This window comes from Streptomyces mutabilis, assembly GCF_014649815.1.
GTDB classification, from domain to species: Bacteria; Actinomycetota; Actinomycetes; order Streptomycetales; family Streptomycetaceae; genus Streptomyces; species Streptomyces mutabilis.
On the sequence record NZ_BMTT01000018.1, the window covers coordinates 117,832 to 130,310 of the forward strand.

The 12,479-nt window shown below is 70.7% G+C and carries 12 protein-coding genes and 1 pseudogene; 6 read left to right on the top strand and 7 right to left on the bottom strand.

The genetic code is table 11. From position 1 onward, the window contains the following. Positions 1-6 precede the first annotated feature (6 nt). The 3 genes from IE142_RS28575 to IE142_RS28585 all read right to left on the bottom strand — a co-directional run bounded on the left by IE142_RS28575 (position 7) and on the right by IE142_RS28585 (position 3,789). Positions 7-582: a TerD family protein gene (locus tag IE142_RS28575; RefSeq protein ID WP_043374206.1), complete on the bottom strand. Its 576-nt coding sequence runs from the start codon at positions 580-582 to the stop codon at positions 7-9. A 143-nt stretch (positions 583-725) separates the two neighbouring features. Next, positions 726-2,870: an excinuclease ABC subunit UvrB gene (gene uvrB / locus IE142_RS28580; RefSeq protein WP_191888417.1), complete on the bottom strand. Its 2,145-nt coding sequence runs from the start codon at positions 2,868-2,870 to the stop codon at positions 726-728. Positions 2,871-2,910: 40 nt separating this feature from the next. Beyond that, positions 2,911-3,789, bottom strand: a complete 879-nt coding sequence (locus tag IE142_RS28585; protein ID WP_191888418.1) for an MHYT domain-containing protein — start codon at positions 3,787-3,789, stop codon at positions 2,911-2,913. Positions 3,790-4,078: 289 nt separating this feature from the next. On the opposite strand from IE142_RS28585, the gene IE142_RS28590 reads away from it, so the two are divergent. The 4 genes from IE142_RS28590 (at position 4,079) to IE142_RS28605 (ending at position 7,687) form a co-directional block, all read left to right on the top strand. After that, positions 4,079-4,987, top strand: a complete 909-nt coding sequence (locus IE142_RS28590) for a glycerophosphodiester phosphodiesterase (RefSeq protein WP_043374199.1) — start codon at positions 4,079-4,081, stop codon at positions 4,985-4,987. A 33-nt stretch (positions 4,988-5,020) separates the two neighbouring features. Then, positions 5,021-5,575, top strand: coding sequence for a methylated-DNA--[protein]-cysteine S-methyltransferase (locus tag IE142_RS28595; RefSeq protein ID WP_191888419.1), 555 nt, complete (start codon positions 5,021-5,023; stop codon positions 5,573-5,575). 289 nt (positions 5,576-5,864) lie between these two features. Next, positions 5,865-6,773 carry a pseudouridine-5'-phosphate glycosidase gene (locus IE142_RS28600; protein ID WP_191888420.1) on the top strand — a complete coding sequence of 303 codons (909 nt, stop codon included), beginning with the start codon at positions 5,865-5,867 and terminating at the stop codon, positions 6,771-6,773. Further along, positions 6,770-7,687, top strand: coding sequence for a carbohydrate kinase family protein (locus IE142_RS28605; protein ID WP_191888421.1), 918 nt, complete (start codon positions 6,770-6,772; stop codon positions 7,685-7,687). Before IE142_RS28600 ends, IE142_RS28605 begins: the two co-directional genes overlap by 4 nt. Before the next feature lie 242 nt (positions 7,688-7,929). Here the strand turns inward: IE142_RS28605 and IE142_RS28610 are convergent, their stop codons facing one another. Next, the gene (locus IE142_RS28610) at positions 7,930-8,724 is read right to left on the bottom strand and encodes a methyltransferase domain-containing protein (protein ID WP_191888422.1); all 795 of its coding nucleotides are present in this window, start codon (positions 8,722-8,724) and stop codon (positions 7,930-7,932) included. 279 nt (positions 8,725-9,003) lie between these two features. Here IE142_RS28610 and IE142_RS28615 point away from each other — a divergent pair, with 279 nt between their 5' ends. Further along, positions 9,004-10,131 (top strand): magnesium and cobalt transport protein CorA, encoded by a 1,128-nt coding sequence (locus IE142_RS28615; RefSeq protein WP_191888423.1) that lies wholly within the window; start codon positions 9,004-9,006, stop codon positions 10,129-10,131. 15 nt (positions 10,132-10,146) lie between these two features. Here IE142_RS28615 and IE142_RS28620 read toward each other — a convergent pair whose 3' ends face one another. Further along, entirely contained in the window at positions 10,147-10,779 is a 633-nt protein-coding gene (locus tag IE142_RS28620; RefSeq protein ID WP_191888424.1) for a nucleoside/nucleotide kinase family protein, read from the bottom strand. 154 nt (positions 10,780-10,933) lie between these two features. Between IE142_RS28620 and IE142_RS28625 the strand changes: the two are divergent. After that, positions 10,934-11,408 (top strand): annotated as a pseudogene (locus tag IE142_RS28625) (anthrone oxygenase family protein). Between the two features lie 260 nt (positions 11,409-11,668). Here IE142_RS28625 and IE142_RS28630 read toward each other — a convergent pair. Further along, entirely contained in the window at positions 11,669-11,944 is a 276-nt protein-coding gene (locus tag IE142_RS28630; RefSeq protein ID WP_191888425.1) for a DUF397 domain-containing protein, read from the bottom strand. Continuing rightward, on the bottom strand, positions 11,945-12,479 hold a 535-nt coding region (locus IE142_RS28635; protein ID WP_229830934.1), incomplete at its 5' end, for a DUF5753 domain-containing protein.

Genomic DNA, 12,479 nt, shown 5'->3' on the forward strand with positions numbered 1-12,479 from the left:
CGCCCGCTACAGGACGGGCAGGATCGTCGGCATCAGGTCCTGGAAGGTGCGGCCGTTGGCCGGGGAGCCGATGGCGGTCATCGACCAGCCCTGTCCCACTCGGTGCACCTTCGCCATGATCTGGGCGGTGAACGCGCCACCCCCGGCGAGCGTGTAGCGGGCGAGCTCCTCGCCGTTGGTCTCGTCGACCAGCCGGCAGAACGCGTTCTGCACTTCCTGGAAGGTCTGGCCCGTGAAGGAGTTCACGGTGAAGACGATCTGGTCGATGTGGACCGGAACGCGCTGCAGGTCGACGAGAATCGCCTCGTCGTCGCCCTGGCCGACGCCGCCGACGAGGTTGTCCCCGGTGTGACGCACCGAGCCGTCGTCGCTCACCAGGTGGCGGAAGAAGACGACGTCGACCGGCTGCTTGTCCGCGAACAGGACGGCGGAGGCGTCCAGGTCGATCTCCCGGGTGCGGGATCCGAACAGGCCGCGCCGGGGAGCCGCCTGCCAGCCGAGACCCATGCGCACCGACGTCAGGCTGCCTCCGTCGTTCTTCTGCAGACTGATGGCCTGACCCTTGGTCATATTGACGGTCACGCGCTGATCCCCTCTCGAGCAGTCCCCTGTTGCCGCGGTGTGCCCGCGGTTGACCAGAACCCTACGCAGGGGCACTGACAGCGCCCCACCCGGGACCGCACTTTGTGTCGGTCTTGCAACACAGCGCGTGCCCGGGCGAGCCGTCAGGCCAGGCCCGCCTCCTTCATCTGGCGCAGTTCTTTCTTCATCTCGGAGACCTCGTCGCGCAGACGGGCCGCGATCTCGAACTGGAGGTCCGCGGCGGCGGCCCGCATACGGGTGGTCAGGTCCTCGATCTGTGCGGCCAGCTCCGCCGCCGGGCGGTCGGTCACCGCCGTCTCCTTGGCCTTCCGCTTGCCCTTGGCCGCCTTGCCGTCGACTGCCGCCTGACCGCCGAGGGAGGGCACGGGAGCCTTGGCGGTCTTGCCGTCCTTGGACTGGCGGTAGCCCGAGCCGAGCAGTTGCTCGGTGTCGATGTCCTCGCGGGCGATCTGCGCGACGATGTCGTTGATCTTCTTGCGGAGAGGCTGCGGGTCGATGCCGTTCGCCTGGTTGAACGCGATCTGCTTCTCGCGGCGGCGATTGGTCTCGTCGATCGCCTTCGCCATCGCCGGCGTGATCTTGTCGGCGTACATGTGGACTTGGCCGGAGACGTTGCGCGCCGCGCGGCCGATGGTCTGGATCAGCGAGGTGCCGGAGCGCAGGAAGCCCTCCTTGTCCGCGTCGAGGATCGCCACCAGGGAGACCTCGGGCAGGTCGAGGCCCTCCCTGAGCAGGTTGATGCCGACCAGGACGTCGTACTCGCCGGCCCGCAGCTCACGCAGCAGTTCGACGCGTCGCAGGGTGTCGACGTCGCTGTGCAGGTAGCGGACCTGGATGCCGAGCTCCAGGAAGTAGTCGGTGAGGTCCTCGGCCATCTTCTTGGTGAGCGTCGTGACCAGGACGCGCTCGTCCTTCTCGGTGCGCGTGCGGATCTCGTGCACCAGGTCGTCGATCTGCCCCTCGGTGGGCTTGACGACGACCTCCGGGTCGACGAGACCCGTGGGGCGGATGATCTGCTCCACGGCACCGTCCGAGCGGGAGAGCTCGTAGGCGCCCGGGGTGGCCGACAGGTACACGGTCTGCCCGATGCGTTCCTGGAACTCCTCCCACTTCAGCGGGCGGTTGTCGAGGGCGGAGGGCAGCCGGAAGCCGTGGTCGACCAGGGTCCGCTTGCGGGAGGCGTCACCCTCGTACATGGCGCCGATCTGCGGCACGGTGACGTGCGACTCGTCTATGACGAGCAGGAAGTCGTCCGGGAAGTAGTCCAGCAGGGTGTTCGGCGGGGAGCCGGGCGAGCGGCCGTCGAAGTGCATCGAGTAGTTCTCCACACCGGAGCAGGAGCCGATCTGGCGGAGCATCTCGATGTCGTACGTGGTGCGCATCCGCAGCCGCTGCGCCTCGAGGAGCTTGCCCTGCTTCTCCAGCTCGGCCAGGCGCTCGGTCAGCTCCTTCTCGATGTCGTTGACGGCCCGCTCAAGGCGCTCGGGGCCCGCGACGTAGTGGGAGGCCGGGAAGACGTACAGCTGCTGGTCGTCGCTGATGATCTCGCCGGTGACCGGGTGGAGGGTGGAAAGGGCCTCGATCTCGTCGCCGAACATCTCGATGCGGACGGCGAGCTCCTCGTAGACCGGGAAAATCTCGATGGTGTCGCCGCGCACCCGGAAGGTGCCGCGCGTGAAGGCCATGTCGTTGCGCGTGTACTGGATGTCCACGAAGCGGCGCAGCAGCTCGTCCCGGTCGTGCTCCTCGCCGACCCGGAGAGGGACCATGCGGTCCACGTACTCCTGCGGGGTGCCGAGGCCGTAGATGCAGGAGACGGAGGCGACCACGACGACGTCGCGGCGGGTGAGCAGCGAGTTCGTCGCGGAGTGGCGCAGTCGCTCGACCTCCTCGTTGATCGAGGAGTCCTTCTCGATGTAAGTGTCCGACTGCGGGACGTACGCCTCGGGCTGGTAGTAGTCGTAGTACGAGACGAAGTACTCGACGGCGTTGTTCGGCAGGAGCTCGCGGAATTCGTTCGCCAGCTGGGCGGCCAGGGTCTTGTTGGGCGCCATCACGAGGGTGGGGCGCTGGAGCTTCTCGATCATCCACGCGGTGGTCGCGGACTTGCCGGTGCCGGTCGCGCCGAGCAGGACGACGTCCTTCTCGCCTGCTTCGACGCGCCGGGCCAGCTCGGCGATGGCCGCCGGCTGGTCGCCGCTGGGCTGGTAGGGGCTGACGACCTCGAAGGGCGCCACCGTGCGTTCGATCTGGGAAACGGGCCGCATGGGTTCCACCGTACGACCCCGCACTGACAACCGGTCCGGATCAGCGGTTCAGCGGGGTGCGGGACCGCCGGTGCACGAGGGCGCGGCGCGTGCGGCTCGCGGGGTGGTGTGCCGAGTGGTGGACCGTGCGCGGGGTCACGGTGCGGGCGGGGATGCCGGGCTTGCGCTCGACCGGGGTTCCGGTGGGCTTGCCCATGACCATCAGCGGATCGAACATCACCACCACGGCGGCGAGGAGCAGGAAGGCGAGGGGGCCGATCAGCATGGGGGCGAGCAGTTCGGCCGGGGACCCGCCGGAGGCCGGGTCGGTCGTGCCGTGGACATGGACTTCGAGGGCGGCCATGCCCGTGTAGTGCATGCCGGTGACGGCCAGGCCCATGACGAGGCTGGCTCCGACGCTCCACAGGAAGCCCCGGACCTGGCCGGCCGCCCACAGGGCGGCGGTGGCGGCGGCCATGGCTATGACGACGGACACGGCCACGGTGAGGGTGTTGTAGGTGAGCCGGCCGTCCAGGCGCATGCCCGCCATGCCCAGGTAGTGCATCGAGGCGATGCCCAGGCCGGTGACGGTGCCGCCGGTGAACAGGGCCGTTCCCCGCGCTCCCCGGTAGCCGACGATGAAGATTCCCACGCCCACCATGACGATGGCGACGGCCAGGCTGGCGAAGGTCATGAGCCAGTCGTAGCGGACCGGCGTGTGTTCGATCGCGAACCCCATCATCGCGATGAAGTGCATGGTCCAGATTCCCGAGCCGATCGCCGCCGCGCCGAGAGCGAGCCAACCGGGACGCCACGAACGGGTGACACGCAGGGATCTGGTGGTGCAGCGCAGTCCGAGGGCACCGCCGAGGCAGGCCATGAGATAGGCCACCAGCGGTGTGACCCATCCGTAACTGAATCCGTCGACCGTGCCTTGCATATGCGGCCGCCCTTCCGCGTTCCCACTGCCCGGATACGCCCGGAATTCCCTGATCTGCACCCCCTCCCGGGCCCGCGTGAACGGCCAGGGTCGAGGCAGAGAGTATGACGCCCACCGGAATGGTCGAACGATTCTCCGGCAAAGAATCACGGCCTTGCCCCACTTGTGCCGTCCCGGTGAGCGGAGTTGAGCAACTCCATTCAGCCCGTGGCCACTCCACTCCCCTCTCCCGTTGACTCTCCGGTGTCACAGTGGTGCTGTCCGTGATCACTCGACGCGAGGAGTGCGCATGCACGCACGCGCAATTGCCGTGACGACCACCGCGTTCCTGGGGGTGGCCCTGCTGACCCCCCTCTCCCACGCCCGGACCGCGCAGAGCGGCGAGGACGAGGGGCCCACGGTCGTCGCCCACCGGGGCGCATCCGCGTACGCGCCGGAGAACACGCTGGCCGCCGTCGACAAGGCCGCCGAGCTGGGGATCCGCTGGGTCGAGAACGACGTCCAGCGCACCAGGGACGGCGAGCTCGTGGTCCTCCACGACGACAGTCTGCGGCGCACGACCGACGTGGAGGAGGTGTTCCCCGACCGCTCGCCGTGGAAGGTGAAGGACTTCACCGCCGCGGAGATCGCCAGGCTGGACGCGGGGAGCTGGTTCGGGTCCGAGTACGCGGGTGCGCGCGTGCCGACGCTGAAGCAGTATGTGGAGCGGGTGGAGCACAACCACCAGAAGCTGCTGCTGGAGCTGAAGAACCCCCAGCTGTACCCGGGCATCGAGCAGCAGACCCTCAAGGTCCTCGCCAACGAGGGCTGGCTCGACCGGCGGCACGTGGCCGGCCGGCTGGTCGTGCAGAGCTTCAGCGCGGACAGCATCCGGACCGTGCACGAGATCAAGCCGGCCGTGAAGACCGGTTTCCTCGGCACGCCGCCCGTGTCGGACCTGCCTGAGTACGCCGGGTTCACCGACCAGATCAACCCCTCGCACGGCTCGCTCTCCGTGAGCTACGTCTCTTCGGTCCACGCGTTCACGGGGCCGCACGGCCGTCCGATGGAGGTCTTCGCCTGGACGGTCGACGACGCGGCCACCGCCCGGCGGATCGCCGGGTACGACGTCGACGGCATCATCACAAACAAGCCCGACGTCGTGCGCGAGGCCGTGGGCGAGGAAGAGGACCGGAACGGGGCCTCCACCGGCTGGTGACCCGTTGTCAGTGCCCGGCCGTACGGTGGGCGCATGGACAGCCATGGGCGCTATGAGCAGCGAGTCGTGTGGACCGTCGTCGACACCGGCATCGGTCCACTGCTGCTGGCCGCCACCCCCGACGGACTGGTCAATGTCGTGTTCCACGCGAGCGGCGCCACGCGCGGCCGGGCGCTCGACAAACTGGCGGCCCGACTGGGCACGGAGCCCGTCGAGGCGCCCGGTTCCCCGCTGCTGACCGAGGCGATACGGCAGGTGGAGGCGTACTTCGCGGGTCGGCGGCGTGACTTCGACCTGCCGCTGGACTGGTCGCTGACCTCGGGCTTCAACCGGGAGGTGCTGCGCGAGCTGGCGTCCGGCGTCCCCTACGGCTCGGTCGTCGGTTACGGCGACCTCGCCGGCCGGGTCGGCCGGCCGGACGCCGCTCAGGCGGTGGGCACGGCGATGGGGGCCAATCCGCTGCCCGTCGTGGTGCCGTGCCACCGGGTCGTCGGCAGTGACGGCGGCATCGGCGGATTCGGGGGCGGGGTGGAGACCAAGCGGCAATTGCTCGCGGTGGAGGGCGTCCTGCCCGCACCGCTCTTCTGAGGCTTCGCCTGCCCGGCCTCGGCGGACGGGGGGGCGGCGGGCGGCGGGCGGGGCTACTCGTAGGGCGGTGCCTTGATGATGTTGCCGTCTCCTCGTTGAGGTGCACGGAGGGGAACTCATGGTTCCCGCGGCGTGCTGGGTGACTCTCACCGGCTCCGTGGAGTCCGTCACGCCCCCAGGCCCGCGCCCTCCTCCGGGAACCGCAAGAGTCCGCTTCGGGTCCGTGCGGGTTTGGCCCGCTCCCCCGCCCGCCAGAGATGAGGAAGGACCGACGACAGGAGGCAGGCGCGTGACGCTGGTGGTGTCGGAAGAGGTACGGGCGGCGATCGGCTCGCGCCGTCCCGTGGTGGCCCTGGAGTCCACGATCATCGCGCACGGATTGCCACGTCCGCGCAATCTGCAGGTGGCGCGGGAGCTGGAGGAGGCGGTTCGGCGGGAGGGTGCCATACCGGCGACGATCGCCGTGCTGGACGGACGGCCGCATGTCGGCCTGGACAAACAGCAGCTGGAGCGGGTCGCGAACGAGGACGGCATCCGCAAGCTGGGGCACCGGGACCTGCCGCTCGCGGTGGCCACCGGGGCGAGCGGGGCGACGACCGTGTCGGCGACCGCCCTGCTGGCGGAACTGGCGGGGGTGCGGGTCTTCGCGACCGGCGGCCTCGGTGGCGTGCACCGGGAGTGGACGGCGACGCAGGACGAGTCGGCCGACCTGGGTCTGCTGGCCCGTACCCGGATCACGGTGGTCTGCGCGGGGGTGAAGTCCATCCTGGACGTACCGGCGACCTTGCAGCGGCTGGAGACGCTGGGCGTCGCGGTGGCCGGCTACGGCACGGACCGCTTCCCCGGCTTCTACCTGTCCGACTCGGGGCATCCGGTGGACTGGACGCTGGACACGCCCGGGCAGGTGGCGACCGTCATGCGTGCCCAGGACACGCTCCGTGGGCCCCGGTCCGCTCTCGTGGTCGCCAACCCCGTCCCCGAGGAGGAGCAGCTCGACCCCGCGCTCCACGCGCGCGTGCTCGCCGACGCACTGCGCGCGTGCGAGGCCGAGGGGGTCACCGGCCAGGCGGTCACGCCCTTCCTCCTCGCCCACCTGGTGCGGCACACCGACGGCGCCTCACTGGACGCCAATCTGGCGGCGGTACGCGGCAACGTACGACTGGCGGCACGCATCGCGGCGGCCTGGACCGGGGCATGACCGCGGGGCCGGGGGGCGCGCTGCTGGTCGTCGGGGACGTCGTGACGGACATCGTCGCCCGGCACCGGGGGCCGCTGGCCGCCGGCACGGACACGGCCGCCTCGATCCACCGGCTGCCCGGCGGGGCCGGCGCCAACGTGGCCTGCTGGGCGGCGTACGGCGGGTGCCGGGACGTACGGCTGCTGGGACGGGTCGGCTCGGACGCGGCGGATTGGCACCGGCGGGAGCTGACCGCCCTCGGCGTGCGTCCCCACCTGGTCGTCGACGCCTGCGCACCGACGGGGACGGTGATCTGTCTGGTCGACGCGGGCGCCTCGGCCGAGCGGACGTTCCTGGCAGACAGCGGGGCGTCACTGCGGCTGGCGCCCGGTGACTGGTCGGACGCGCTGCTCGACGGCGCCGCCCGGCTGCACCTGTCGGGCTACCTGCTGTTCTCGGAACCGAGCCGGGCCCTGGTGCCGGTCGCCCTGGCCGCGGCACGCGCGCGCGGGGTACCGGTGAGTCTGGACCCGGCGTCGGCGGGGTTCCTCACCGAGCTGGGTGTCGACCGCTTCCTGGACCTGGTGGAGGGAGTGGACGTCCTGCTCCCCAGCCGCGACGAGGCAGGTCTGCTGACCGGGTTGCCCGATCCGGCGGACGCCGCGGCGAAATTGAGCCGGCATGTTTCCTTGGTGATCGCCAAGCAGGGTGCGGAGGGGGCCCTGGTGGCCCGGTCCGGCACCGTGTGCGCGCGGGTCCCCGCCGTCCCGGCGTCGCCGCAGGACAGCACCGGCGCCGGTGACGCCTTCACCGGAGCGTTCCTCGCCGCACTCATCGCGGGCGCGGCTCCCGAGGAGGCTGCCGCCGCGGGGTGCCGGGCGGGGGCGAGGTCGGTCGAGCGAGTGGGCGCGAGACCTCCGCGGGCGGTCGGCTGAGGAGCGGCGGTGTGCGCCGGGGGAGCGAGCGGGAAGCCGACGGCGGCTGGGCAGGTCGCGTACGAGGGGTTCGGGTGACCTGCTCGGACCCACTCGCACCGCTTGGACGCTCGGATCGCTCGAATCGCTCGGAGGAGCTTGTTCGCGGCCCGCTCAGGTGGGCTGCCGGGTGCTGGTCCCGACTCGCGGCGTCCGTCCCGCGCGCCCGACGGCACCCGTGGGGCCGGCCCGGATTCCGCTCCCTACGCCTTGCGGCCCCATGCGGAGATCATCGGCGCCGTCGCCAGGTCCATGCTGCCGGACGCCACGTGCGTGAGGTGCCGGTCGATGTCGTCGTGGGTGGCCACGCCGGCGGCGACCAGTTGGTCGCGGACCTGACGGACCGTCGCGGACTCCAGAGCGGCGCACGCGGGTGAGGTGACCGGGAAGTAGGCGTCGGCCTCCACGCGGCGCAGTCCCGTCTCCCGGAGCAGCCGCGGGAGCCTGCGGCCGCAGGAGAGGTCGGCGCCGCGGCGGGCCAGCAACTGGCGGAAGCCGTGCCGCAGCCGGTTCGCCAGCTGCTGCTCGGGACCGTGCTCGTCGGGGCACAGCAAGGGCTGCAGGGCGGGATCGGCGTCCTCGACGAGGAGGCGGCCCCCCGGACGCAGGGCCTTGATCATGGACCGCATCGCCCGTTCGTGGTCCGGAACATGGACGAGTACGAGTCGGGCGTGCACCAGGTCGAAGCCCTCGCCCGGCGGTTCTTCCGCGCCCACGTCGTGCACGCGCACCTCGACCGGAGGGCGGCCGGCCGGCGCCACCCGCGAGGTGTCGATGTCGGTCGCCAGGACCCTGCCGGTCGGTCCCACCCTCTTGGCCAGCCACGACACCACTGAGGTTCCTCCGGCTCCGACCTCCCAGCAGCGCCAGCCGGGTCCGACGCCGAGCGCTTGGAGGTGTCGGAAGGTCGTGGGGTCGAAGAGAGCGGCGAAGGCGTCGAAACGCTCGGCCGCCTCGGTCTGCCGGTTGTCGAGGAGGTGTCCGTCGGTTCGCGTCATGCGTCGATCATCCCAGTTGTCCCGCTTGTCCGAAGCGGTCGACGCTCCGGTACGGCGCCCGCCGGAGCGGGGCCTGACCGAGCCGGCCCGCTTCGGGCACGGGGCCGGACGCGGACCGAACGCAGACCTGGACGCGGCTCCGAGTCGCCTGTCCACAGCCGGGAACAAAGCGGAACCATCCATTTCCACAGGTCCGAACGCCTTCCGCGCAGGCCTGGCAGACTGGCGCGCCAAGGCGCGGGAAGCACGGCGCGAGGGGACCCACGCGGGGAGACGCGGATGACGATGGCAGGAAATCTGCGGAAGGTCACGGGCCTGGGAAGGACCGGTGGCCTGCGCAAGGTGGCACGGCTGGCCCGACGGCGCCCGCGGGTGGACCTGAGCCACCCGGCCCGCTCACCGCTCGGTTCCTCGGTGGTGAACTGCGTGACCTACCGGGACGGTGTCCGCACCCCCGAGGGCGGTGATCCGGTCCGGGTCGTGGAGCACATGCGCAGGCGGGGAGACGGTTTCGTCTGGCTGGGTCTGCACGAACCGACGGACCAGGAGTTCGCGGGCGTGGCTGAGCTCTTCGACCTGCACCCGCTGGCGGTCGAGGACGCGATCGAGGCCCACCAGCGCCCGAAGGTGGAGCGGTACGGCGAGACGCTCTTCGCCGTGTTCAAGACCGTCTGCTACGTGGAGCACGAGCAGCTCACGACCACGAGCGAGGTGGTGAGCACCGGAGAGATCATGGTGTTCGTCGGCCAGGACTTCGTGATCACCGTCCGGCACGGGCGGCACGGCTCGCTGGGCCCCCTGCGGGAGGGGCTGGAGTCCGACCCCGTGCAGCTCGCCAAGGGGCCGTCGGCGGTGCTGCACGCGATCGCGGACCACGTGGTGGACGAATTCCTGAGCGTCATCGAGGCGTTCCAGGCGGACATCGACCATGTCGAGACGGAGGTGTTCGCGGAGCACGGCGCACGCGTCGATCCGGGGCGGATCTACCAGCTCAAGCGAGAACTCCTGGAGCTGCGGCGGGCCGTGGTGCCGCTCGGTCGGCCACTGGAAGAACTGGCCACGCGGCCGGTCCGGGTGGTGAAGCCGGAGATACAGGCGTACTTCCGGGACGTCGCCGATCATCTGCTGCGGGCCACGGAGCAGATCGCGGCCTTCGACGAACTGCTCAACTCGATCCTCCAGGCACACCTCGCCCGGGTGACGGTCGCGCAGAACGAGGACATGCGGAAGATCACCGCCTGGGCCGCGATCATCGCCGTGCCCACGATGGTCTGCGGGGTGTACGGCATGAACTTCGACCACATGCCGGAGCTTCGCTGGCGGTACGGCTACGGCCTGGTCATCGGTGTCATAGCCGTCGCCTGCCTGACGCTGTACCGGGGGTTCCGGCGCAACGGCTGGCTATGAGCCCGGTCCGACGGCTCAGCCGTTCCACGCGGGGTGCCGTGGATCGTCCGTGCGCACCAGGACGTCGGCGGTGGCCGAGGGGTCGGTCTCCTCCTCGTAGCGCTCGAAGGCGGGGAGGGTCCAGTGCTCGGAGTCGGGGGTGCGGCGGCGAAGGGCTGCGGGGGTGAGGACGAGGTGCACGCTGAGATCGAGGGGGAACCAGTGGCGCAGCAGAAAGGGACCGTGCAGCAGCAGCGCACCGCCGGGCGGGAGACGGACGTAAGGGCTGCGGGTGGCGCGGTCGGTGACCGGGTCCCGCAGGTCCGGCAGCACTCGTCCGTCGCCACCGGGCCCGAGCGGGTCGAAGACCTCCCGCCACAGGGCGCCGGTGTCGTACCAGCCGTTGTAGTAGGACTCCACGTCCTGATGTCCGTACTCCAGTCGGAGGGAGGCGGGGCGCAGGAAGCCCGCCGTGCCGACCACGAGGGAGTGACGGCCGCGGACGCTCAGCGCTTCGGAGACCCGCTGGGCGAGTTCGCCGGGGCGGGCGGCCGGGGCGCCGTCGAAGGCGACGCGCGGCCGGTCGCCGCCGTCGGCGGGCTCGAGGTCGAGCAGGCGCTCGGCGAGCAGGTCGCCGAGCCTGTCCCAGGTGATCGCTTCCAGGCGCACCTGACCATGATGCGCCGTCCGCCCGCGTGGACGCTCGCGCATGCGCCCGCGCCGACCGGCCATGGTCACCGCGCCCGCACGGGGGTTGACTCGGGGTGGTCGACGGCCGACGGTGCCGTGCGGGATCGACTCGACGGGTAGGAGCTGACAGGACATGATCGACGGACCGTACTTCGCACTGACGGTGCTGGGCGTGCTCGGCACCGGACTGACGGCAGGCGCCTTCTGCGCCTTCTCGACGTTCGTGATGCGAGGGCTGGCCACGCTGCCGCCCGCGCAGGGGGTCGCCGCGATGAACGCGATCAACACGGCAGCGGCCGGCCTTCATGCTCCTGTTCCTCGGGACGACGGTGCTGACCGCGGTGATCACCGTGATGACGATCGTGCTGTGGCCGGACGGGGCCGCTGTGGAGCTGCTGCTGGGCAGCGCGCTCCATCTCTTCGGGTCGTTCGGGGTGACCGCGGCCGCCAACGTGCCGCGCAACACCGCGCTGCTCCGGCTGGAGCCGGGCACCGCGGAGGCGGCCGGCCGGTGGCCCGCGTACGTCCGGGAGTGGACGGCGTGGAACCACGTCCGTACGGTCGCCTCGGCCGCGGCGGCACTGGCGTACGTGCTCGCGCTCGCCTGAGGGAGCGGGCCCCGTCCGACGCACCGTCCCGTTCGGCGCGCCGTGCGGAGCGGGTGGGCCGTATCGTGGCCGCAGGAGCCACCACCGTCGACGCCCTGAGCGCGTACGTCCTCCCGGAGAACTTCGGTCAGCGGTTGCCCCGCCACGACGCGCTTCAAGGTGTTGAGTTCTCCCCGTGTCCTACTGATGAGGGGCCATAAGCCCGGTCCCGAACATCCGTCCAAACAGTCTTATAAGAACAAGCATCAACAAAGCATGATTCAGGACAGCAGGAAGTCCGCCTCTCCCGCCTTCGCTCCCTCGATGAAGGCCGTTATCTCGGCGGAGGTGTAGATCAGCGCGGGGCCGTCGGGGTCGGTGGACTGCCGTACCGCGATCCGGCCGTCGGCGAGTTTCATGGCCTCCAGGCAGTTCCCTCCGTTGCCACCGCTCCACGGCTTGTGCCAGCCCTCGCTGCCCAGCTCACGAGCGGGCATGCCGTTGTAGATCCGCTCACTGCGATTGCGTGGCGAGCGCCGGGGTTTGATGTGACTCATTCACAGCTCCTTGCGGAGATCCCGGAGGATCTCCTTCGTGCGATGTGCCGTGGCGGCCTGCGCCGCCATGCGGTCCATGACCTCGAGGTGGGTCGCCACCTCGGTGCGCGCGTCGAGGTAGACGGCGCCGGTCAGGTACTCGCTGTAGACCATGTCCGGCAGTTCCGGCATGGCGAATCGGAACAGTACGAAGGGCCCGTACGTGCCCGGGTGCGGCCCGTTGGAGAACGGGGCGACCTGCAGCGTCACATTGGGCAGTTCGGTGGCCTCGAGCAGCCTGTCGATCTGGGCCCGCATCACCTCCGGCCCTCCCACGGGGCGGCGCAGCGCGGTCTCGTCCATCACGACCCACAGCTTGGGCGCGTCCTTACGGGTCAGCAGCTCCTGGCGCCGCATGCGCAGGTCGACGTGGCGTTCGATGTCGTCGGGCCGGGTCTGTCCGATCGCTCCGGAGCGGAGCACACCGCGCGCGTAGGACTTGTCCGGCGGATCATGTGACTGCTCCGCGCCCGGGTCGTTGATGTGGACATGGGGC

Coding starts and splice junctions, on each gene's coding strand:
- uvrB (WP_191888417.1), bottom strand. CDS start 2,870: ATGCGGCCCGTTTCCCAGATCGAACGCACGGTGGCGCCCTTCGAGGTC.
- IE142_RS28585 (WP_191888418.1), bottom strand. CDS start 3,789: ATGCAAGGCACGGTCGACGGATTCAGTTACGGATGGGTCACACCGCTG.
- IE142_RS28590 (WP_043374199.1), top strand. CDS start 4,079: ATGCACGCACGCGCAATTGCCGTGACGACCACCGCGTTCCTGGGGGTG.
- IE142_RS28595 (WP_191888419.1), top strand. CDS start 5,021: ATGGACAGCCATGGGCGCTATGAGCAGCGAGTCGTGTGGACCGTCGTC.
- IE142_RS28605 (WP_191888421.1), top strand. CDS start 6,770: ATGACCGCGGGGCCGGGGGGCGCGCTGCTGGTCGTCGGGGACGTCGTG.
- IE142_RS28610 (WP_191888422.1), bottom strand. CDS start 8,724: ATGACGCGAACCGACGGACACCTCCTCGACAACCGGCAGACCGAGGCG.
- IE142_RS28615 (WP_191888423.1), top strand. CDS start 9,004: ATGACGATGGCAGGAAATCTGCGGAAGGTCACGGGCCTGGGAAGGACC.
- IE142_RS28630 (WP_191888425.1), bottom strand. CDS start 11,944: ATGAGTCACATCAAACCCCGGCGCTCGCCACGCAATCGCAGTGAGCGG.